Genomic DNA, 22,010 nt, shown 5'->3' on the forward strand with positions numbered 1-22,010 from the left:
TCAGTTGAATATTTTTTATACACTAGATTTTCAATCAATAATCACTTCCATGGTTGTTTCCTGTGGCTTCATTCCTTTTCTTTGATAAAAGCGGAGTGCACCCTCGTTATCATTCCAGACACTTAAGGTTAGATTGTGGCAGCCAATTTCTTTAGCATAATTGAGAGCAAATTGATAAAGTTGATCACCAATTTTTTGACCACGAGCATCTTGATCCACACATAAATCTTCGATAAAAAGGTTTTTGATTTCTTGGAGAACAGGGTTATCAGTTTTATCTTTGATGGTACAAAATAGATGTCCGAGAACTTGTCCCTTTTCATCTTCAAAAACAAAAATAGGCGTATGTTCTTGAGAGAGCAGGGTTTGCAAGTCAGAGGAACTATATTTAGCCCCAGTTTGTTTAAAAATATCTGGTCGAGCTTGGTGGTGTACTGTAAGGATTTGTTGTAACAAATCAAGTAATTTAGGAATATCTTCTTGTTTAGCTTTTCGAATAGCCATGAAACATCTCCTTATTTTGAAATATTTTATTAGTTTAGCATAATAGAAGAAAAATGACAATAAAATAGCCCCAAGCTGTTTTGAAGGAAGAGCTTGGGAGCGTTTAGGTTAATCAAAATAAAGCAAGTCTTTGCTGGTGCTTGTAAAGAGGTCAAAGCCATCCTTGGTAACAACACCACAGTCTTCGATACGAACGCCGACTTTACCAGGGATATAGATACCTGGTTCAACAGAGAAGCACATGCCTTCTTCGATGACCATGTCATTTCCTTCCATGATAGATGGGAATTCGTGGACATCCATACCGATACCGTGACCGAGACGGTGGTTAAAGTACTCACCGTAACCAGCTTTTTCGATGACTTCACGGGCAGCGCGGTCTACTTCATGAGCAGTCACACCAGGTTTGATAAAGTCAAGAGCAGCTTGTTGGGCTTCAAGGGTCAAGTTGTAAATATCTTTCTTGAATTGGTCTGGTTTGCCGACAGCGACTGTACGAGTCATATCTGATGCGTAGCCATTGACCATAACACCCAGGTCAAAGAGGAGAAGGGCGTCTTTTTCAACCTTGTTTGCACCAGGAATTCCGTGCGGATTTGCGGCGTTATCGCCAGTCAAGACCATAGTATCAAAGCTCATTTCATAGCCTTCACGTTTCATGGCAAAGTCAATTTGGGCAATGATATCTGTCTCTGTTTTATCAAGAGAAATATTGTCAAAACCAACTTTTACAGCTTTATCAGCATAGAGACCTGCAACCATCATTTTTTGGACTTCATCAGCTGATTTGATGAGGCGCATGCGTTGGATACGAGGAGTGAGGTTTTCAAACTCAGCAGTTTCAAAGACCGTTTTCAAACCATGATACTTGGTTAAGATGAGGTTGTCAAACTCAACAGCGACACGTTTGAAGTCGTGCTGAGGCAAAGCGTTTTTGATTTTTTGCCAAGGATTTTCAGAATCCACATAGCCCACAACTGGGAAGGAAACGGTGCTACTTGCACGTTCTACTTCAAGGGCTGGAACAAAGAGGAGAGGCTCCTGATCCGCTAGGACAAAAAGGAACATTTGGCGTTCATGAGGATCACTGTAAAAGCCAGTGAGGTAATTGATAGTGACGGGGTCAGATACGACAGCGACGTCTAGTTTTTCTGATTCAAGATATGTTACGATTTGTTGTAATTTAGACATATGCTACCTTCTTTCTACCCCTCTATTTTGGCAAAAAATGAGAGAAAATGCAAGGGAGAAGGGTAAAAGAGCAAGCAAAAAAGAACTCCGACAAGATAGCGGAGTTCTTTGATATGATTTTCCTTGGTTTAAGAAAAGTCAGCCTTGCTTTTGACGTCGCTGTATTCTTCAGCGATTTCTTGGCTGAGGATGTCCTCATAGGCAGGGAGTTGGATATCCTGACCGTATTTTTTCTTGAGGGCAGTAGTGACTAGACGATAAGCCAGATTGGCATTACGAGAGAGGATAGGTCCGTGGAAGTAGGAACCGAAAACATTTTTATAGTGAACCCCTTCGCCGACCTTTTCTTCGTTGTTTCCATTTCCGTAAATAACTTGGCCGAGTGGCTTTTGATCATCCGAGAGGAAGGTGCGACCTTGGTGATTTTCAAATCCATAGTAGGTTTCATCGAAATCTTCATTGTGAATCTTGATGTCACCGATAAAGCGATTATTGGTCTGGTTGAGGGTATAGTGGCCCATGACCCCTAGACCTTCGATGCGCTTGCCTGAAGCTTCAACATAATATTGACCCAATAGTTGGAAACCACCGCAGATGGCTAGAACCACACCATCATTTTGGATGTAGTTGTCAATGCTCTCTTTTTTAGCAGGTAAGTCGCCTGCGATGATGCTTTGTTCAAAGTCTTGACCCCCACCGAAAAAGGCGATATCATAGTGATTTTCATCAAAGTTATCATGGAGAGAAACGATGTCAACCGTCACATGGGCCCCCAGTTTTTCAGCCACATACTTGAGCATAAGGATGTTTCCATTGTCCCCGTAGGTATTCATGAGGTTTCCATAGAGGTGGGCGATGTTGAGCTGATAAGGGTAGTTGCCAGCTTTTGAGGAAAGTGAAGTATAAACCATTAGTTCATCTCCTTTCTAACAATCTGACGACTAGCCAGCAGTTCGCGGAATTCCAGCATAGCAGTATAGGTTGCTAGGATATAGGCATGCTTGCAGTCTTGGTTCTCAATGGTTTTGAGAACTTGCTCCAGATTACTTGTTTCAGTGATTTTATCAGCTGGATAGCCTGTCACCCGTAGACGACGTGCGATTTCAGAATGACGAACACCGCCTGCGTTGATTTCAGGAATGTCCATGTCAATGATTTGTTCAAAGTCAGCATCCCAGATCCAACTAGTATCAATCCCATCAGCATAGTTGGCATTAAGAAGAACAGATAGGCTAAATGGGTAAGGTGCTAGTTTGATCATTTCGATAGCTTGGGTCGCACCTACTGGATTTTTGATGAGAACGAGTGTACATTCCTTGTCGCCGATATGGAAGGTTTCCTGGCGTCCAAAGACAGCACGGCTCTTATCAAATCCTTGCTTGATGAGTTGTGAATCAGCCCCGAGGAAACGGGCGATGGCAACCGCAGCTAGCGCATTGTAGATGTTGTAAAGTCCACCGATTTGGATGCCGTATTCTTGGCCGTCAATGACAAAGCGAGAGCGATTGTTGGTCAACTCAACCAGTTCTGTCAGACGGTAGTCCAAGTCAGGTCGTTTGCAACCACAATTTTCACAGATATAGGCACCCAAGTTGGCATAGGTATTGTGCTCATATTTGAGGATGCCTTGACAGTCAGGGCAGAGAATCCCTTCGGTATTGTAGTGAGCCAGTTGGGCTGGCCCTTTCTCCAAATCAAAACCAAAATACTGTACAGAATTTGGAATAGCTGGCTTGTAGAAAAGCGGACTGTCGCCATTGAGGAGAACAGTAGCCGTAGGCACCTTACGAATGGCATCCAAAATCATCTTATAAGTTGTGTAAATCTCACCGTAGCGGTCCATCTGATCACGGAAAATGTTGGTGATGACAAAAAGGCTAGGATGAATGTAGTCACAGATACGAGATAGACTGGCCTCATCAATTTCTAGAACAGCAATGTTTTTCCCAGTTTTAGAGGATTTGGCAGTCAAGAAGGTCGTCGTAATCCCTGTGATCATGTTGGCGCCACTAGGATTGGTCAGAACTTGACCATAGACCTCTTTTAAAATGCCGACAGTGAGGGCAGTTGTCAGGGTTTTTCCATTGGTTCCAGTGACCACGACAATCTCGTAGTTCTTAGCTAGATTTTGTAATATATCTTTATCAAATTGAAGGGCAAGTTTTCCTGGGAGCGTACTTCCACGGCCAAGACGGCTCAAGATGAAGTGAGATGAACGCCCAGCTAGGAGGCCCAAAGTAGTTTTTAATTTCATGTTTCTATTATATCATACTGCGCCCAGCAGTCCAATAACTAAAGTAACCTCTAAGATCAACTAAAGAAGTAACCTTAGAGGTGCTTTTTAAGTTCTGATTAAACCAATCAAATACAATATCTTTGGATTTGATAACTTTGGCAACTTTAAGAAATGAATCTTTCTCACTATGAACATAAAAAAGGAGAGGACATCAATTATCCTCTACAGGTTTTAAAATTTCATTAATCCATTATAGTTGACAAAGATACCTAACTTTTGGGATTTAGATTATTTTTTGGAAAGTCTCTTTTATAATAAATTACGAATTTTTTCTTTTATAAATGCGTTAAGAGGATAGTGTTTATCAAGATATTCTAGGAGTGCCTGAGCAGATTCAGAAATTCGTTCGTAACCTTGCAAGAAGTGAGGCAATTGTTTGGACTCATTTGGATAACCTTTTTCAAATCTTCTGTTGCTGTTAAAAATATCTATAAAATCAGATTTAGAAGTTTTTTCCAAATTGATTAGTTCAGTCCAGAGCTTGACAGATCTGTTTTGGATGAAATCATAAGCAGCCAATTTTTCCCCTCGTTGATAGCGACCTAGTCCTATATATAGGTTGCATAAAATTTCTCCCAACAGCCATTCACGGTCTCTATTTTCTTTTGATGGCAATCTTTGTGGCTGGCAGATTGTTCCATCAAAACCGACCTCCTTCCAGATAATTTTGCCTTCAGCGAAGGGAATGTTTACTAGTTCGTGAGCTTCAAAGATAGCAAATTCACAAAAAACATCATCTTCAAATAGAACTTTATGTCCGTCCACTGTATTTTGGTAGTGAAATGCAATTGGTTCTAGCTTACTTAACCAGGTTAGGTCCTGGATATAGGCCTGCTTGTAGCCATCTTTTACAATAACAAAGAAATCCAAATCGGAGTACTGATCCAATCGTTCTCTTTCTGCTCCGCAAGAACCAAGTGCCAGCAAAGCTAGTGCTTGTCTAGAATCTTTTAGAGACTGACCAATATCATTTAGTCTTTGTAATAGTAATTCTGTTTTATTCATATCGTTACCTCATTGTTTCTTGTTTACAGACATTATATAGTTAATGTTTTCGAAAGTCAATTTCATCCTATACCAAATATATACTAATGTAATATGGGATTTCTTTCGATATTTTTTACAATGATAAAGTTTAAATATTTTGCGGAGTATTGCTCATATTATCAAGAACGAAGAAATTTGAAGTATCCTTTGATTGATTAGAAAGTGATTCTTATCTTTAAAAAGATCAAATAATTTGTAAAATATTTAAGAAGAAAAAATATATCGACTTAGCCATCAATTTGCAAACAGTAAAATCTTCTCACAAATGATGAAAATACACACATGACCGCGCGAAGAGTGCCTAATTTACCTAATTAGGTACGAAACAATCATTGCAAAATATCTTTTTAAATTACTCATAAAACGATGAGTTGAAGCAAGTTATTTAAAGTCATATGTATTGCTGATATTTAAAAGAGCGACCTGAGACTCAATATATAATTAGGACTGCTAAGTAAAGTGTGGACATTATATCATAAAAGAGGGAAAAGACAGATTTGAGATTTCGCAGAAAAAAAACAGCCCGATGAGGGCTGTGAGTGGTTAGTTCTGAAACCAAGTTACGACAGGGAAGTCATTTTGCTTCAGTTCCAGTTTTGTTTTGGTTAGAAGTTGTCCATTTTCTAAGGAATACAATAAGAAATGTTGATTGGTTACGACCAATACCTTGTTTGTCAAACTTGTATCGATGTGTATTATTTCTTCTGTAGAGTCAGGCAAATCTTTTCTGACATTGATTAGATAGCTAGATTCATCAGAGAGATTGACAATAGATAAGGCACAGCGATCATTTCCATCCGCCTCGTGTTTTACAATCAATCGGTCTTCTTTCGGTGTTTTATAAAGAAGATTTGGATTGTTCTCTGGTAGCGTGATGAAGTGCTTTTCCTTACTAGACAAGTTCATGACAAGTATGCGATTGTCTGGATCCTTGGAGAAAGTTTCTGTATTTCGGGTATAAGCAACGCTACTGTAATAATTGTCACCGATTAATTCAGAAGACGTCAACATTTCAACGATCTTTCCTTCGCTTGTCAGAGGTGTGCGAGACAATTCCTTTAGTTGGTCATTTTCGTCTAATTCTACTAAATATCCATCAAACACTAAAGCGGGTCGTTGGCGAGACTCATCGTGAAATCCCAGGCCGAGGTAGAGGCGATTCCCTCTTCCATGAAACTGGATCGGAAAGGAAGTGGATTCGGAGAATGTTTTATGAGTAATCAGCTTTCCTGAGATGTCAAACATACTGAGCACCCCATCCTCAGTTGTAGTTTGGCCTGTGTAGAAGAACTTGTCTGATACTCCAGCTCCCGAATAAGCATAGAAGGGAGTTGAAGTTTTCCGTATGTCCCCTGTCTGAAAGTCAAGAGATACGATGTTCTGAGTGGATGCCTTCCCTCTGGTATTTCCAGATGAAAAGACGAGATAGCGATTGTCAAACCGTCCCTGAGGAAACCAGAAATTGACATCTTCTGCAATGGAGACATCCTCAGTCTTCATGAGCTGAAACTGATCGTTTTGCAACTGATAACTTTGGATTGATTTCGAATTGACAAGGTAAAAATCAGCAGTCTGATTGACTGTGAATTGCTGTTTTTGAGGTGAAATCAAGCGAAAAAGTATCCAGCAAAGCAGGAGAAAAATAAAGACTATACTGACACAGAAAACCAGTGTTTTCACAGTCGTACTTTTTTCTTTGGATAGAAAGGAAAAAGGAGAGTGTTTTGACAGTTTAACTTGCTTCCCCATGTGACTAGCCTCCTTTTTGAACAGAAAATGAAGACAACATCCTACACCTATATTATAAGCTTTTACAGCTAAAAGCACAAATAATCTTGCAAGGAAACGATAGACTGGATAGAAAAAGACAAACATCGAAATGGATGCTTGTCTTGTGGAGAATATCTGAAAACTTAAATCGCAAACAAGTCATTCAAGTTCTCAGCCAAGGTTGGGTGAGTGAAGATCTGTTTTGTGAAGTAAGTGTAAGGAATCTTGTTGTCCATCGCAACAGTGATGATGTTGATGATCTCTTGTGAACCTTCTGAGAAGATGCTTGCTCCAAGAATTTCCTTTGTTTCAGTGTTCACAACAGCTTTGAAAGCTCCGCGAAGGTCTCCGTTTACATGACCACGAGGCATGGCAGCAACAGGGATTTCCTTAACTGCGTATGGAAGTTTCAAATCAGCTGCTTGGCTTTCCGTCAAACCAACTTGTGAAAGTGCAGGTGTGATGAACATAGTGTTTGGTACATTGAGACGGTCTTCAAGTGTGTAGCTACCATCTCCAGCAAGGTAGCTATAGACAACACGGAAGTCATCAAGTGAGATGTAGGTAAATTGAGGTCCACCGTTGACATCTCCAACTGCAAAGACACCAGGAACGTTTGTTTGACAATGTTTGTCGACCTTGATAGCACCACGTTCAGTAAGTTCAATATCTGTATTTTCAAGTTGAAGTGGTTCTACATTCGGTTTACGTCCAGTTGCGTAGAGAAGGGCATCGAAACGGTAGGTTTCGTTTTCAGTTACGACAAGGACTTGGTCACCGTCATTTTTGATTTCAGTTGTACGAATGTTTTGAAGCAATTCAATACCGTCTTCTTCCATGTATTGTTTAGCAAGAGCTGCAATGGAAGGTTCTGCACGAGGTAGGAAAGTATCCAAGGCATCTAGGACTGTAACTTTGCTTCCAAGTTTGTTGTAAAGACCTGCAAATTCAAGACCGATATTTCCGCCACCAAGGACACCGAGTTTTTCTGGCAATTTGTCCAAGTTTTGGATACCTGTTGAGTCAAAGACGTTTTTGCTTGTAGCAAGTCCAGGGATTGGCAAGACGTTTGAAACAGCACCAGTGTTGATAACGATAGTTTCAGCAGTCAGTTCTTGTTTTTCATCACCAGCTTGGATTTCGATGACCTTGTTTGAAAGGAAGTGAGCTTCCGCATCAAATATATCCACACCTGTACCAGCAACAGTAGCATAGTTTTTACCGTTGAGGCGACTAGTGATAGTATTTTTGGTAGCAATGACTTCTTCAAAAGACAAGTCCTTCTCAGCAGCGACTAGCAAGGTTTTAGTTGGGATACATCCGATGTTGATACAAGTTCCACCGTACATAGCTTTGCTACGTTCAACAAGGGCAACTTTTTTGCCAGCTGAAGCCAATTTACCAGCTAGTGTCTTCCCAGCTTTACCAAATCCAATAACGATTAAATCATATGTTAACATTTATAGTCCTCCTATTCGATTTTCATTCTAGCATAAGAAAACACTTTTTGCACAAATCTGCTACGGGAAGTGAAGTGAGTTTGAAATGGTCCCTTCAAATCCTTTGAAAGACCAGTTTCAGGCCACTTTACTATTAGAAAATCGTTTACATGATTTTCCTTAAGGATTCTACTATCTTTTGCTTCTCTCTTATGTTATACTAGATAGGTTGCAAAGAACTAGTACTTTTCTTTCGTGGAAAAGAAGCAACATGGTATCTCATTTTTAAATAAAGATACGTCATGAAAAGAAAAGTATATACTAAGCCCTATAGGATGGCTTCGCACCATCTTTAGAAAGAAGAAAAACGTGAAATTTAATGAATTTAACTTGTCTGCTGATTTGCTAGCAGAGATTGAAAAAGCTGGATTTGTAGAAGCAAGTCCCATCCAAGAGCAGACCATTCCTTTGGCTCTTGAGGGAAAAGACGTTATCGGTCAAGCTCAGACTGGTACAGGAAAAACTGCAGCCTTTGGCTTGCCAACCCTTGAAAAAATCCGTACAGAAGAAGCGACCATCCAAGCCTTGGTCATCGCTCCAACTCGTGAACTCGCTGTTCAAAGCCAAGAAGAACTTTTCCGATTTGGCCGTAGCAAGGGAGTGAAAGTTCGCTCAGTTTACGGTGGTTCCAGCATTGAGAAACAAATCAAGGCCCTTAAATCAGGTGCCCATATCGTGGTAGGAACACCAGGCCGTCTCTTGGACTTGATTAAACGCAAGGCCTTGAAATTACAAGATATTGAAACGCTTATCCTTGACGAAGCGGATGAAATGCTCAACATGGGCTTCCTTGAAGACATCGAAGCCATCATTTCCCGTGTCCCTGAAAATCGTCAAACCTTACTCTTTTCAGCAACCATGCCAGATGCTATCAAACGTATTGGTGTTCAGTTTATGAAGGATCCTGAGCATGTGAAGATTGCTGCCAAGGAATTGACAACAGAGCTGGTGGATCAGTACTATATCCGTATCAAAGAACAAGAGAAATTTGATACCATGACCCGTCTCATGGACGTGGAACAACCAGAACTTGCTATCGTATTTGGTCGTACCAAACGCCGTGTAGATGAATTGACTCGTGGTCTTAAAATCCGTGGCTTCCGTGCAGAAGGGATTCATGGTGACTTAGACCAAAACAAACGTCTTCGTGTCCTTCGTGATTTTAAAAATGGGAATCTTGATGTCCTAGTTGCGACAGACGTGGCAGCACGTGGTTTGGATATCTCAGGTGTGACCCATGTATATAACTACGACATTCCTCAAGATCCTGAAAGCTATGTTCACCGTATCGGTCGTACAGGTCGTGCTGGTAAGTCAGGTCAATCTATTACCTTTGTTTCTCCAAATGAAATAGGCTACCTTCAAATTATTGAAAACTTGACTAAGAAACGCATGAAAGGCTTGAAACCAGCAACAGCAGAAGAAGCCTTCCAAGCTAAGAAACAAGTAGCGCTCAAGAAAATCGAACGGGATTTTGCGGATGAAACTATTCGTGGGAATTTTGAGAAATTTGCTAAAGATGCTCGTAAGTTAGCTGCCGAATTTAGTCCAGAAGAATTGGCTATGTATATCTTGAGTCTGACAGTCCAAGATCCAGACAGCCTTCCTGAAGTGGAAATTGCGCGTGAAAAACCACTGCCATTTAAACCATCAGGTAATGGCTTTGGTGGCAAAGGCAAGGGAGGTCGAGGAGCCCGTCGTGGAGACGACCGTCGAGACCGTGATCGCCGTGGCAATGGTCGTCGTGATGAGTTCAAGAAAGGCAGTCGTGGGAACGATCGTTTTGATAAAGACAGACGCTATCGTAATAAAGACAATAAAAAACCTCACAACACTTCAAGTGAAAAGAAAACAGGCTTTGTTATTCGTAACAAAGGAGACAAATAGGAAAAAGCGATTCACTGGGTGAATCGCTTTTATATATAAGGAGACCAAGGGTAAAAGAAGATGTATAAAAGTAAAGGAAAGGTGAGATGGGAAGGGGAACTTTAATCCATCTTCTTATAATATTATTATATAAAAATCAAAACGGAATGTCAATAAAAAATTGCTATTTTTCTAAAATATTTTTGCTTTTAAAAATTGCAATTCAATAAGCAATTTTCAGATAATTATTGAAATAAAGACTTTTCTATGTTATAATGGAAGCGATTATATGCGAGGTAAAAAATGGCACATTTATTAGAAAAAACAAGAAAAATTACATCAATTTTAAAACGCTCAGAAGAGCAAATGCAGGATGAACTTCCATACAATGCCATTACACGTCAACTAGCAGACATTATTGATTGCAATGCCTGCATTGTCAATAGCAAGGGCCGTCTTTTGGGCTACTTTATGCGCTATAAAACCAATACAGACCGTGTAGAGCAGTTTTTCCAAACCAAGACGTTCCCAGATGACTATGTACAAGGGGCAAACATGATCTACGATACGGAGGCCAATCTTCCTATTGAACATGATTTGACCATTTTCCCTGTAGAGAGTCGTGCGGATTTTCCAGATGGTTTGACAACCATTGCTCCCATTCATGTATCAGGGATTCGCCTAGGTTCATTGATTATTTGGCGTAATGATAAGAAATTTGAAGATGAGGATTTGATTCTTGTTGAGATTGCAAGTACTGTTGTGGGGATTCAACTCTTGAACTTCCAACGTGAAGAAGATGAGAAAAATATCCGTCGCCGTACTGCTGTAACTATGGCAGTCAATACCCTCTCCTACTCAGAACTTCGTGCTGTTTCAGCTATTTTATCTGAGCTAAATGGAAATGAAGGACAATTGACTGCATCTGTCATTGCAGATCGTATCGGTATTACGCGCTCAGTAATCGTCAATGCTCTCCGTAAGCTAGAGTCGGCAGGAATTATTGAAAGCCGTTCACTAGGAATGAAGGGGACCTATCTCAAGGTATTGATTTCAGATATCTTTGAGGAAGTGAAAAAGAGGGACTACTAATGACAAAGGCTTTAATCTCGATTGACTATACAGAGGATTTTGTAGCAGACCATGGAAAATTGACAGCAGGTGCTCCTGCTCAAGCTATTTCTGAGGCGATTGCTCAGGTGACTAGACTGGCTTTTGATCGTGGAGACTATGTTTTCTTCACCATTGATGCTCATGAGGAAGGGGATGATTTTCATCCTGAGAGTAAACTTTTCCCACCTCACAATATCATTGGAACTAGTGGTCGCAACCTTTATGGCCCCCTAGCTGACTTTTATGTTGAGCATGAGGCGGATAGTCGCGTCTTTTGGATGGACAAGCGTCACTATTCAGCATTTTCAGGAACGGATCTTGATATTCGTTTGCGGGAACGTCGGGTTGATACTGTTATTTTAACAGGTGTTTTGACGGATATTTGTGTTCTTCATACGGCTATTGATGCTTATAATCTAGGTTATCAAATCGAGATTGTCAAGCCTGCGGTTGCCTCTATCTGGCCAGAAAATCATCAGTTTGCTCTTGGACATTTTAAGAATACTCTGGGAGCCAAATTGTTGGATGAAAATTTGGCTGAAATTAAAGAATGATTCCCTTGGAAAAATGAAAAAAATCTGAAAAAAGTGTTGACAAAGGTTTTGAAAGTTGATATACTAGTAAAGTAATCGACGCGGGGATGGCGGAATTGGCAGACGCGCAGGACTAAGGATCCTGTGACCGCTTTAGGTCGTGAGGGTTCAAGTCCCTCTCTCCGCATAGGGTAAGAGTTAGCTTTGGCTAGCTCTTTTTGTTTTTCCAAAGAAGGCTAGAGGTACAGTTCGACTATCGGAAGAACTTGGCATCAAGAACTATCATTTATAGCATGGAATCGATTTTTGATTGGTAAAACGTGTTCTAATATGAGGAAAGTTAGCAGTTGCTAGCTTTCTTCATTTTTTCAAAAAATAAATCGAAAAATTTTTTCGATTTCATAAACATTTCATATTTGGATTTTATAATAGTCTTACAAATATGGAGGTGACAAATGAATCCAATCCAAAGAGCTTGGGCTTATGTCAGCAGAAAACGACTGAGAAGTTTTATTTTATTTCTGATTTTATTTGTCCTTTTAGCAGGAATTTCAGCCTGTTTGACTCTGATGAAGTCCAACAAAACAGTAGAAACGAATCTTTACAAATCACTCAATACCTCTTTTTCTATTAAGAAGATAGAAAATGGTCAGACCTTCAAGTTGTCGGACCTAGCATCTGTGAGTAAGATTAAGGGACTGGAAAATGTCTCTCCTGAACTCGAGACGGTCGCAAAACTGAAAGACAAGGAAGCGGTGAGTGGTGAGCAGAGCGTAGAACGAGATGATTTGTCCGCTGCGGACAAGAACTTGGTTAGCTTAACGGCTCTTGAGGATTCATCCAAGGATGTTACCTTCACCAGCTCAGCTTTCAATCTAAAAGAAGGCCGACACCTTCAAAAAGGGGATTCCAAGAAAATCCTGATCCACGAAGAGTTGGCTAAGAAGAACGGTCTTTCCCTTCATGACAAGATTCGCTTGGATGCTGGTCAGTCAGAATCTGGAAAAGGGCAAACAGTTGAGTTTGAGATTGTCGGCATCTTTTCTGGTAAAAAGCAAGAAAAATTCACAGGCTTGTCTTATGACTTCAGTGAAAACCAAGTCTTTACAGACTATGAAAGTAGCCAAACTCTTCTGGGAAATAGTGAACCGCAAGTCAGTGCAGCGCGCTTCTATGTAGAAAATCCTAAGGAAATGGACGGACTCATGAAGCAAGTGGAAAGCTTGGCTTTAGAAAGTCAAGGCTATCAAGTAGAGAAGGAAAACAAGGCCTTTGAACAAATCAAAGACTCAGTTGCAACCTTCCAAACCTTCCTCACCATCTTCCTTTATGGGATGTTGATAGCTGGAGCTGGAGCCTTAATTTTGGTCTTGTCTCTCTGGTTGAGAGAAAGGGTCTACGAAGTGGGGATTTTACTGGCACTTGGAAAAGGCAAGAGCTCAATCTTCCTACAGTTCTGTTTAGAGGTGGTGTTGGTATCTCTTGGAGCTTTGCTTCCATCCTTTATTGCTGGGAAGGCCATTACATCCTATTTGCTACAAACTGTACTAGCAAGTGGAGATCAGGCAAGCTTACAGGACACGCTGGCCAAAGCAAGCGGTCTATCAACTAGTCTCCTATCCTTTGCAGAATCCTATGTTTTTCTGCTCCTGATTAGTTGCTTGTCTGTAGCCCTTTGTTTCGTATTCTTGTTTAGAAAATCGCCAAAAGAAATTTTATCATCTATTAGTTAATACTCTTCGAAAATCAAATTCAAACCGCGTCAGCTTCGCTTTGCCGTACTCAAGTACAGCCTGCAACTAGCTTCCTAGTTTGCTCTTTGATTTTCATTGAGTATAAGAAGGAGAAATCATGACTTTATTACAATTGCAAGATGTTACCTACCGTTATAAGAACACTGCTGAAGCAGTTTTATATCAGATCAAGTATAATTTTGAACCTGGGAAATTTTATAGTATCATTGGTGAGTCAGGAGCAGGAAAATCCACTCTCTTGTCCCTACTTGCTGGTCTAGATAGTCCTGTCGAAGGTTCCATCCTTTTCCAAGGAGAGGACATTCGGAACAAGGGATATTCTTACCATCGCATGCACCATATTTCTCTGGTCTTTCAAAATTATAATTTGATTGATTATCTTTCTCCACTGGAAAATATCCGCTTGGTCAACAAAAAGGCGACTAAGGATACCCTTCTTGAGCTTGGTTTGGATGAAAGTCAGATCAAGCGGAATGTTCTCCAGTTATCAGGTGGGCAACAGCAACGTGTTGCCATCGCTCGCAGTTTGGTATCAGAAGCTCCAGTTATTCTAGCTGATGAGCCAACAGGAAATCTGGACCCTAAAACTGCTGGAGATATTATTGAACTGCTCAAATCACTTGCCGAGAAAACAGGTAAATGTGTAATTGTCGTTACACATAGTAAAGAAGTGGCGCAAGCGTCAGATATTACACTTGAGTTGAAGGATAAGAAACTGACTGAAACTCGCAATACTACTAAATAATATGAGCTTGTTTTGATAGAATTATCAAATCTAGAAAGGGAACCTATGTTACACAACGCATTTGCCTATGTTACAAGGAAGTTTTTCAAATCAATTGTTATCTTCCTGATTATTCTCCTCATGGCGAGCTTGAGTTTGGTCGGCTTGTCGATCAAGGGAGCTACTGCCAAGGCTTCTCAGGAGACCTTTAAAAATATCACCAACAGCTTCTCCATGCAAATCAATCGTCGCGTCAATCAAGGAACGCCACGTGGTGCTGGGAATATCAAGGGTGAGGATATCAAAAAAATCACTGAAAATAAGGCCATCGAGTCTTATGTTAAACGTATCAACGCTATCGGAGATTTAACTGGATATGATCTCATTGAAACGCCAGAAACCAAGAAAAATCTCACTGCAGATCGTGCCAAACGGTTTGGAAGCAGTTTGATGATTACAGGTGTCAATGACTCCTCTAAAGAAGATAAGTTTGTCTCTGGCTCATATAAGCTGGTTGAAGGTGAGCACCTAACCAACGATGACAAAGACAAGATTCTCATGCACAAGGACTTGGCAGCTAAACACGGCTGGAAAGTCGGAGATAAGGTCAAATTGGACTCCAATATCTATGATGCAGACAATGAAAAAGGAGCCAAGGAAACAGTTGAAGTGACAATTAAGGGACTCTTTGATGGTCACAATAAGTCGGCAGTAACCTACTCACAAGAACTCTACGAAAATACTGCTATCACAGACATCCATACGGCTGCTAAACTTTATGGATACACAGAAGACACAGCTATTTATGGGGACGCAACTTTCTTTGTAACAGCGGACAAGAACTTGGATGATGTCATGAAAGAGTTGAATGGCATCAGCGGTATCAACTGGAAGAGCTACACACTTGTGAAGAGCTCCTCTAACTACCCAGCTCTTGAGCAATCCATCTCTGGTATGTACAAGATGGCTAATCTCCTCTTCTGGGGTAGCTTGAGTTTCTCAGTCCTTCTCCTTGCACTCTTACTCAGCCTTTGGATCAACGCCCGTCGCAAGGAAGTGGGAATCCTCCTCTCTATCGGTCTCAAGCAGACAAGTATCTTGGGTCAATTCATCACTGAATCGATTTTGGTTGCCGTCCCTGCTCTTGTTTCTGCCTACTTCCTAGCCAACTACACAGCTCGTGCAATCGGGAACACTGTTCTTGCCAATGTCACTTCAGGTGTTGCCAAGCAAGCCAGCAAGGCTGCTCAAGCCTCTAACCTTGGTGGTGGTGCTGAAGTAGATGGCTTTAGCAAGACCTTGTCGAGCCTAGATATTTCTATTCAGACATCAGACTTCATCATCGTCTTTGTCCTTGCCTTGGTTCTAGTGGTTCTCGTTATGGCGCTTGCTTCAAGCAATCTCCTCAGAAAACAACCAAAAGAGCTCTTGCTCGATAGCGAATAAAAAAACTTGCTACCTATTCTCCCCTAAATGGGGTATAATATAGGTAGCATTTTTATCTGCTTCGTCTTGATAAGGCTTCTTCCTATCAGGGGGGAACAGAGAGATTTACAAGAAATTTAAAGGAATGTGAAACGTTTTTTCTATGAAAATTTTAATTGTAGAAGATGAGGAGATGATCCGTGAGGGGATCAGTGACTATTTGACGGATTGTGGTTATGAGACCATTGAGGCTGCGGACGGTCAAGAAGCTCTAGAAAAATTTTCCAGCTATGAAGTTGCCTTGGTTCTACTGGATATCCAGATGCCAAAACTGAATGGACTGGAAGTTCTGACAGAGATTCGTAAGACTAGCCAGGTCCCTGTTTTGATGTTGACTGCCTTTCAGGATGAGGAATACAAGATGAGCGCCTTTGCCTCTCTGGCAGATGGCTATCTAGAAAAACCCTTTTCCCTCTCCCTTTTAAAAGTAAGGGTGGACGCGATTTTCAAGCGCTACTACGATACAGGACGAGTCTTCTCCTATAAGGATACCAAGGTGGATTTTGAGAGCTATAGTGCAAGCCTAGCAGGTCAAGAAGTGGCTATCAATGCTAAAGAGTTGGAAATTTTGGACTATCTTGTAAAAAATGAAGGACGGGCCTTGACTCGTTCTCAGATAATCAATGCCGTCTGGAAGGTGACAGATGAGGTTCCCTTTGACCGTGTCATTGATGTTTATATCAAGGAACTGCGGAAAAAGCTAGACTTGGATTGTATCCTCACTGTGCGCAATGTTGGTTATAAATTGGAGAGAAAATGAAACGAACAGGTTTATTTACAAAGATATTTATCTATACCTTCTCGATTTTTAGTGTTCTGGTCGTCTGTCTTCATTTAGCCATTTATTTTCTCTTTCCCTCAACTTATCTGAGCCATCGTCAGGAAACCATTGGTCAGAAAGCGACAGCCATTTCCCAGTCCCTAGAAGGAAAGGATAGGCAAAATATCGAGCAAGTGTTAGACTTGTATTCCCAGACCAGTGATATCAAGGGGGCCGTCAAGGGAGAGATGACTGAGGATAAGTTAGAAGTCAAGGACAACCTTCCTTTGGACACGGACCGTCAAACTACTTCCCTCTTTATCGAGGAGCGTGAGGTGAAAACGCAAGATGGTGGCACTATGACTCTTCAGTTTCTAGCTTCCATGGATTTGCAAAAAGAAGCAGAGCAGATTAGTCTCCAGTTTCTCCCCTATACCTTGTTGGCATCCTTCCTGATTTCCCTCTTGGTAGCCTACATCTACGCTCGAACCATTGTTGCCCCGATTTTGGAAATCAAGCGGGTGACCCGTCGGATGATGGAACTGGATGCTCAAGTACGGTTGCGCGTGGATTCTAAGGATGAGATAGGTGATCTCAAGGAACAAATCAATAGCCTTTACCAGCATCTCTTGACAGTTATTGCGGACTTGCATGACAAGAATGAAGCTATTCTTCAGCTGGAGAAGATGAAAGTCGAGTTCTTACGAGGGGCCTCTCATGAACTGAAAACCCCTCTGGCTAGTTTGAAAATCCTAATCGAAAATATGAAAGAAAATATCGGTCGTTATAAGGATAGAGACCATTATCTGGGAGTTTCCTTGGGGATTGTGGACGACCTCAGTCACCACGTTCTCCAGATACTTTCTCTTTCTTCTGTGCAGGAATTGCGAGAGGAGAAAGAAGAGGTCGACCTTCTTCAGATGACGCAAAGTCTGATCAAGGATTATGCTTTGCTCGCCAAGGAGAAAGAACTTCAGATAGAGATTAGCCTAACACATCAGCAGGCTTACATAAACCCATCTGTCATGAAATTAATCCTATCGAATCTCATCAGTAATGCTATCAAGCACTCCACTTCAGGTGGCCTGGTCCGCATTGGAGAAAGAGAAGGAGAACTCTTTATCGAGAATAGCTGTAGTCCTGAAGAACAAGAAAAAATGGCCCAGTCTTTTTCTGACAATGCTAGTCGTAAGGCCAAGGGTTCGGGAATGGGGATCTTTGTGGTCAAAAGTTTATTAGAACATGAGAAATTACCTTATCATTTTGAGATGCAAGATGATCGATTGACCTTCTTCATGCGTTATCCTAAAGTCGTGCAAGACTAGGGGAAAGAAAAGGTTTACATTGCTTTAATTGTAAGAAATTCAATCTAAAGTATGGGAAAAACTAGCTTTTTTTATCAAAAAGTGATAAAATGAACAATGTAAATGGGATGTCCCAAAAAATATATAGGAGGCCTGACAAATGGCAATCGTTTCAGCAGAAAAATTTGTCCAAGCAGCTCGTGACAACGGTTATGCAGTTGGTGGATTTAACACAAACAACCTTGAGTGGACTCAAGCTATCTTGCGCGCAGCAGAAGCTAAAAAAGCTCCAGTTTTGATCCAAACTTCAATGGGTGCTGCTAAATACATGGGTGGTTACAAAGTTGCTCGCAACTTGATCGCTAACCTTGTTGAGTCAATGGGTATCACTGTACCAGTAGCTATCCACCTTGACCACGGTCACTACGAAGATGCACTTGAGTGTATTCAAGTTGGTTATACTTCAGTTATGTTTGACGGTTCACACCTTCCAGTTGAAGAAAACCTTGAAAAAGCTCGTAAAGTTGTAGAATTTGCTCACGCAAATGGTGTATCAGTAGAAGCTGAAGTTGGAACTATCGGTGGTGAAGAAGACGGAATCATCGGTGATGGTGAATTGGCTCCAATCGAAGATGCTAAAGCAATGGTTGCAACTGGTATCGACTTCTTGGCAGCTGGTATCGGTAACATCCACGGTCCATACCCTGCAAACTGGAAAGGTCTTCACCTTGACCACTTGCAAAAATTGACAGAAGCAGTTCCAGGCTTCCCAATCGTATTGCACGGTGGTTCAGGTATCCCTGATGACCAAATCCAAGCAGCTATCAAACTTGGTGTTGCAAAAGTTAACGTTAACACTGAATGCCAAATCGCATTTGCTAACGCAACTCGTAAATTTGCTCGTGACTACGAAGCAAACGAAGCAGAATACGACAAGAAGAAACTCTTCGACCCACGTAAATTCTTGGCTGACGGTGTAAAAGCTATCCAAGCATCAGTTGAAGAACGTATCGACGTATTCGGTTCAGAAGGTAAAGCTTAATCTAGCTTAACCATATAAAAAAGAAACCTGCCCATTGGGTGGGTTTCTTGGCGTTTTAAGGGAACTTATTTAGTTAACAAATTTAATGCAGGAATGATTAAATCTTTTATTTTTTCTGATTATAAAGAGTTTTTGACTAGTCTCTATTTTTAAAAGAATGGCGTGGGTAGATAGAGAATTGTATTACAAATGATATAGATATTGTTTTGCAGGAAGTTTATTTATTTAATATATTGGTCATAATATTCTATAATTTCAATAGCAAAATTATCATATTTTTTTATTTGATTGTTTGGTAAATCAGAAGATTTATCTGAGTGAATTATAGTAAGATTCAATTTATTTTCTTGAGAGATGATATTAATAGTTCGCTTGCATAAGCTACAAGGTTTCATAGTTATAGTTAGTTTAAGAGCAGGAATATTTTCTTTATTAACACCATTAGTTTCTATTATATTTATAATATAACTAATTAACTTTCTTTCACAGCAGGTAAACATTCTATTACTTACATTTATATCTTTTTTAGGAATATCCTTTTTTCTTAAATGAGCTTTATATATATTAAATTCTCTGTATGTAATATTATTTTTTAATTTATGTGACAGAGAAGTATGCTTGTTAAGAAAATATTTTGTTTCCAAGGGAATCCTAATATATTCATATTTTTCAGGGGTGGATAATTCATTGATAATTTCAATTATTTTTTCTGATTTTTGTTTAGTATCTAATCCATTAATTGCTATGTATTTGTTATTATTCCAGAATGCGGATGCCAAGCAGTTAACTTTGGAATTATAAAAATTCTTTAAGTTATTATCTTCAATTTTTTTTGAGAATTTATCTATCGTTAATTTTAGTGAAGATAATTTATTGAAAATTAAATACACATCAGAAGGAATTGATTTATTTTGATTAAATGATAACAAATAAATTTGAAAATCCTTAATTAAATTTTCGATTGAAGAGCTTATACCATTTCTAATAAGATTATTACCTACTATTATTTCTAAATATTTCTCTACGCTATATTGAGAGTCTAATAAACTTAACTCTTTATTGATATGACTAACAGTATATTCGTCTGATAAAAAAATAATATCATATAATTCCTTGTTCTGTAAACTAGATAGAAGATTATCATAAAGTAGAGTCAAAATCAATATTTTTAGGGGGTATGTATTCTTATCTGATTTTGAAAAAAGATAATCCCAAATTTCTAGGGAGGTTTTAAAAGGTTGAAAATTAAGTATAAAACTTTTCTTCTTATGACTAGATTTAGTTATATAGTCCAAATATTTTTTTATCTCAATTTGATAGAAATATTTTAGAAATAAGAGAAAACGATGATGATTAGAAATTTCTACTAGAGTATTTATTATTTCAATGTTTTCTTCTGCAAAATTTTCTAGCTTATCTATTGATTTTACGAAGTAAAAATCACTAATAGAACCCAAAAAATTATAGTTAATATCTTTAATAATTTTAGTATCAACCTTAACTAATTTTTTGATACCTTGAAATTCCCAGGGAGAGTCTAGAAGCTCTAAATCCATTTTTAGTCGATCAATATTGTTATAATTCTTTGGATTTTTCATCATTCTTTTCCTCTTATATTTAGTATTTATATAAATATATAGTTAGATATATGTTGTATAATCACTAAAATGAATAGTTTTTTTTGTAGTTTCTTGACAGAGCGCTATGAAACTATTTATAATTTAGTCTACCACAGAATTGATTATCTTCCTAGTATTGTAAACGAATTTTTAGATGTTTTTTCTTAACTTTGAAGAATTTTCACAAATAGTATAATTTAGGTGAATTTATTAGTACATGTTTCTTTAATAAAACTTCATCCAAATCTAAGTAAGTATAAGGGGAAGTTTTGTGGCAGTTGTAACTAAACTACTAAACCAGAATTTTTGTTTAAAAGTATTATTTTAAGAGCGGAATCTCTAATTTCATAATCTACAGGCAAACGCTTGCATTCTATTTTTTATTGGACTATAATAGGTTGGTATAAAGCCTTCTGTAAGAATAACAATTAGAAAGTTTAGAAAGTAAGGATTTAGAATATTTGTAGTCAAAAATACAATGTTGCTATTCCTTACGGTAGGGAGATAGATATGGCAATGATAGAAGTAGAGCATCTTCAGAAAAATTTTGTAAAAACAGTTAAGGAACCAGGTTTGAAAGGAGCTTTGCGCTCCTTTATTCATCCTGAAAAGCAGACTTTTGAGGCGGTCAAGGATTTAACTTTTGAGGTTCCAAAAGGGCAGATTTTAGGATTTATCGGGGCTAATGGTGCTGGGAAGTCAACAACCATTAAAATGCTGACCGGGATTTTGAAGCCCACTTCTGGTTTGTGTCGAATTAACGGCAAGATTCCGCAGGACAATCGCCAAGACTATGTCAAGGATATTGGAGTGGTCTTCGGTCAAAGAACCCAGCTGTGGTGGGATTTGGCTCTGCAAGAGACCTACACGGTCTTAAAGGAGATTTATGATGTACCAGATTCGCTTTTCCATAAGCGTATGGACTTTTTAAATGAAGTCTTGGATTTGAAGGAATTTATCAAAGATCCCGTGCGGACTCTTTCACTTGGTCAACGGATGCGGGCGGACATTGCGGCTTCCTTGCTCCACAATCCCAAGGTTCTCTTTTTAGATGAGCCGACCATTGGTTTGGATGTTTCGGTCAAGGATAACATTCGCCGGGCTATCACCCAGATCAATCAGGAGGAAGAGACTACTATTCTCTTGACCACTCATGACCTGAGTGATATTGAGCAACTTTGTGATCGGATTTTTATGATTGACAAAGGGCAGGAGATTTTTGATGGAACGGTGAGTCAGCTCAAGGAGACCTTTGGCAAGATGAAGACTCTTTCCTTTGAACTGGTGCCAGGGCAAAGTCATCTCGTTTCTCACTATGAAGGCTTGCCTGATATGACTATTGATAGACAAGGAAACAGTCTCAATATTGAATTCGATAGTTCCCGCTACCAGTCGGCTGATATTATCAAGCAAACCCTGTCTGATTTTGAAATTCGTGATTTGAAGATGCTAGATACGGATATTGAGGATATTATCCGTCGCTTCTATCGAAAGGAGCTCTAA

At 39.6% G+C, this 22,010-nt stretch carries 18 protein-coding genes and 1 tRNA gene; 11 read left to right on the forward strand and 8 right to left on the reverse strand.

From position 1 onward, the window contains the following. Positions 1–30 precede the first annotated feature (30 nt). The 7 genes from D8801_RS05280 to D8801_RS05315 all read right to left on the reverse strand — a co-directional run bounded on the left by D8801_RS05280 (position 31) and on the right by D8801_RS05315 (position 8,268). Positions 31–504, reverse strand: coding sequence for a GNAT family N-acetyltransferase (locus D8801_RS05280; RefSeq protein ID WP_125848543.1), 474 nt, complete (start codon positions 502–504; stop codon positions 31–33). A gap of 108 nt (positions 505–612) precedes the next feature. Beyond that, a complete protein-coding gene (locus D8801_RS05290; protein WP_125848378.1) occupies positions 613–1,695 on the reverse strand; it encodes a M24 family metallopeptidase in 1,083 nt (360 codons plus the stop codon). A 128-nt stretch (positions 1,696–1,823) separates the two neighbouring features. After that, entirely contained in the window at positions 1,824–2,606 is a 783-nt protein-coding gene (gatD, locus tag D8801_RS05295; protein WP_125848380.1) for a lipid II isoglutaminyl synthase subunit GatD, read from the reverse strand. Then, positions 2,606–3,949 (reverse strand): lipid II isoglutaminyl synthase subunit MurT, encoded by a 1,344-nt coding sequence (murT, locus tag D8801_RS05300; protein ID WP_125848382.1) that lies wholly within the window; start codon positions 3,947–3,949, stop codon positions 2,606–2,608. Before murT ends, gatD begins: the two co-directional genes overlap by 1 nt. Positions 3,950–4,240: 291 nt before the next feature. Further along, positions 4,241–4,996 (reverse strand): hypothetical protein, encoded by a 756-nt coding sequence (locus tag D8801_RS05305; RefSeq protein WP_125848383.1) that lies wholly within the window; start codon positions 4,994–4,996, stop codon positions 4,241–4,243. Positions 4,997–5,581: 585 nt separating this feature from the next. Then, positions 5,582–6,787 carry a hypothetical protein gene (locus tag D8801_RS05310; protein WP_125848385.1) on the reverse strand — a complete coding sequence of 402 codons (1,206 nt, stop codon included), beginning with the start codon at positions 6,785–6,787 and terminating at the stop codon, positions 5,582–5,584. A gap of 164 nt (positions 6,788–6,951) precedes the next feature. Beyond that, positions 6,952–8,268 carry an FAD-containing oxidoreductase gene (locus D8801_RS05315; RefSeq protein WP_000958953.1) on the reverse strand — a complete coding sequence of 439 codons (1,317 nt, stop codon included), beginning with the start codon at positions 8,266–8,268 and terminating at the stop codon, positions 6,952–6,954. Positions 8,269–8,616: 348 nt separating this feature from the next. Here D8801_RS05315 and cshA point away from each other — a divergent pair, with 348 nt between their 5' ends. The 10 genes from cshA (at position 8,617) to D8801_RS05365 (ending at position 18,888) form a co-directional block, all read left to right on the forward strand. After that, positions 8,617–10,194: a degradosome RNA helicase CshA gene (gene cshA, locus D8801_RS05320; RefSeq protein WP_125848387.1), complete on the forward strand. Its 1,578-nt coding sequence runs from the start codon at positions 8,617–8,619 to the stop codon at positions 10,192–10,194. A gap of 282 nt (positions 10,195–10,476) precedes the next feature. Next, positions 10,477–11,265, forward strand: a complete 789-nt coding sequence (gene codY, locus D8801_RS05325) for a GTP-sensing pleiotropic transcriptional regulator CodY (protein ID WP_004243007.1) — start codon at positions 10,477–10,479, stop codon at positions 11,263–11,265. After that, positions 11,265–11,840 (forward strand): cysteine hydrolase family protein, encoded by a 576-nt coding sequence (locus tag D8801_RS05330; protein WP_125848389.1) that lies wholly within the window; start codon positions 11,265–11,267, stop codon positions 11,838–11,840. Before codY ends, D8801_RS05330 begins: the two co-directional genes overlap by 1 nt. Before the next feature lie 80 nt (positions 11,841–11,920). Further along, a tRNA-Leu gene (locus tag D8801_RS05335) sits at positions 11,921–12,006 on the forward strand. A 268-nt stretch (positions 12,007–12,274) separates the two neighbouring features. Further along, complete coding sequence (locus tag D8801_RS05340) at positions 12,275–13,552, forward strand: ABC transporter permease (protein ID WP_125848391.1); 1,278 nt, start codon at positions 12,275–12,277, stop codon at positions 13,550–13,552. Between the two features lie 118 nt (positions 13,553–13,670). Then, positions 13,671–14,318 carry an ABC transporter ATP-binding subunit Vex2 gene (gene vex2, locus D8801_RS05345; protein ID WP_000173740.1) on the forward strand — a complete coding sequence of 216 codons (648 nt, stop codon included), beginning with the start codon at positions 13,671–13,673 and terminating at the stop codon, positions 14,316–14,318. A gap of 45 nt (positions 14,319–14,363) precedes the next feature. Further along, positions 14,364–15,743 carry an ABC transporter permease subunit Vex3 gene (gene vex3, locus D8801_RS05350; protein ID WP_125848393.1) on the forward strand — a complete coding sequence of 460 codons (1,380 nt, stop codon included), beginning with the start codon at positions 14,364–14,366 and terminating at the stop codon, positions 15,741–15,743. Positions 15,744–15,885: 142 nt separating this feature from the next. Continuing rightward, complete coding sequence (vncR, locus tag D8801_RS05355; protein WP_125848395.1) at positions 15,886–16,542, forward strand: response regulator transcription factor VncR; 657 nt, start codon at positions 15,886–15,888, stop codon at positions 16,540–16,542. Next, positions 16,539–17,867 (forward strand): sensor histidine kinase VncS, encoded by a 1,329-nt coding sequence (gene vncS / locus D8801_RS05360; protein WP_125848397.1) that lies wholly within the window; start codon positions 16,539–16,541, stop codon positions 17,865–17,867. Before vncR ends, vncS begins: the two co-directional genes overlap by 4 nt. A 139-nt stretch (positions 17,868–18,006) precedes the next feature. Beyond that, entirely contained in the window at positions 18,007–18,888 is an 882-nt protein-coding gene (locus D8801_RS05365) for a class II fructose-bisphosphate aldolase (RefSeq protein WP_001019005.1), read from the forward strand. A 221-nt stretch (positions 18,889–19,109) separates the two neighbouring features. Here D8801_RS05365 and D8801_RS05370 read toward each other — a convergent pair whose 3' ends face one another. After that, positions 19,110–20,489, reverse strand: a complete 1,380-nt coding sequence (locus tag D8801_RS05370; protein ID WP_125848399.1) for a hypothetical protein — start codon at positions 20,487–20,489, stop codon at positions 19,110–19,112. A gap of 528 nt (positions 20,490–21,017) precedes the next feature. Here D8801_RS05370 and D8801_RS05380 point away from each other — a divergent pair. Further along, positions 21,018–22,010 carry an ABC transporter ATP-binding protein gene (locus tag D8801_RS05380; RefSeq protein ID WP_125848403.1) on the forward strand — a complete coding sequence of 331 codons (993 nt, stop codon included), beginning with the start codon at positions 21,018–21,020 and terminating at the stop codon, positions 22,008–22,010.

Source organism: Streptococcus oralis (assembly GCF_003943415.1).
GTDB classification, from domain to species: Bacteria; Bacillota; Bacilli; order Lactobacillales; family Streptococcaceae; genus Streptococcus; species Streptococcus oralis_BJ.

Excerpts from the sequence above, each read along its gene's own strand:
- D8801_RS05280 (WP_125848543.1), bottom strand. The coding sequence starts at position 504 with ATGGCTATTCGAAAAGCTAAACAAGAAGATATTCCTAAATTACTTGAT.
- D8801_RS05290 (WP_125848378.1), bottom strand. The coding sequence starts at position 1,695 with ATGTCTAAATTACAACAAATCGTAACATATCTTGAATCAGAAAAACTA.
- gatD (WP_125848380.1), bottom strand. The coding sequence starts at position 2,606 with ATGGTTTATACTTCACTTTCCTCAAAAGCTGGCAACTACCCTTATCAG.
- murT (WP_125848382.1), bottom strand. The coding sequence starts at position 3,949 with ATGAAATTAAAAACTACTTTGGGCCTCCTAGCTGGGCGTTCATCTCAC.
- D8801_RS05305 (WP_125848383.1), bottom strand. The coding sequence starts at position 4,996 with ATGAATAAAACAGAATTACTATTACAAAGACTAAATGATATTGGTCAG.
- D8801_RS05310 (WP_125848385.1), bottom strand. The coding sequence starts at position 6,787 with ATGGGGAAGCAAGTTAAACTGTCAAAACACTCTCCTTTTTCCTTTCTA.
- D8801_RS05315 (WP_000958953.1), bottom strand. The coding sequence starts at position 8,268 with ATGTTAACATATGATTTAATCGTTATTGGATTTGGTAAAGCTGGGAAG.
- codY (WP_004243007.1), top strand. The coding sequence starts at position 10,477 with ATGGCACATTTATTAGAAAAAACAAGAAAAATTACATCAATTTTAAAA.
- D8801_RS05330 (WP_125848389.1), top strand. The coding sequence starts at position 11,265 with ATGACAAAGGCTTTAATCTCGATTGACTATACAGAGGATTTTGTAGCA.
- D8801_RS05340 (WP_125848391.1), top strand. The coding sequence starts at position 12,275 with ATGAATCCAATCCAAAGAGCTTGGGCTTATGTCAGCAGAAAACGACTG.
- vex2 (WP_000173740.1), top strand. The coding sequence starts at position 13,671 with ATGACTTTATTACAATTGCAAGATGTTACCTACCGTTATAAGAACACT.
- vex3 (WP_125848393.1), top strand. The coding sequence starts at position 14,364 with ATGTTACACAACGCATTTGCCTATGTTACAAGGAAGTTTTTCAAATCA.
- vncR (WP_125848395.1), top strand. The coding sequence starts at position 15,886 with ATGAAAATTTTAATTGTAGAAGATGAGGAGATGATCCGTGAGGGGATC.
- vncS (WP_125848397.1), top strand. The coding sequence starts at position 16,539 with ATGAAACGAACAGGTTTATTTACAAAGATATTTATCTATACCTTCTCG.
- D8801_RS05365 (WP_001019005.1), top strand. The coding sequence starts at position 18,007 with ATGGCAATCGTTTCAGCAGAAAAATTTGTCCAAGCAGCTCGTGACAAC.
- D8801_RS05370 (WP_125848399.1), bottom strand. The coding sequence starts at position 20,489 with ATGATGAAAAATCCAAAGAATTATAACAATATTGATCGACTAAAAATG.
- D8801_RS05380 (WP_125848403.1), top strand. The coding sequence starts at position 21,018 with ATGGCAATGATAGAAGTAGAGCATCTTCAGAAAAATTTTGTAAAAACA.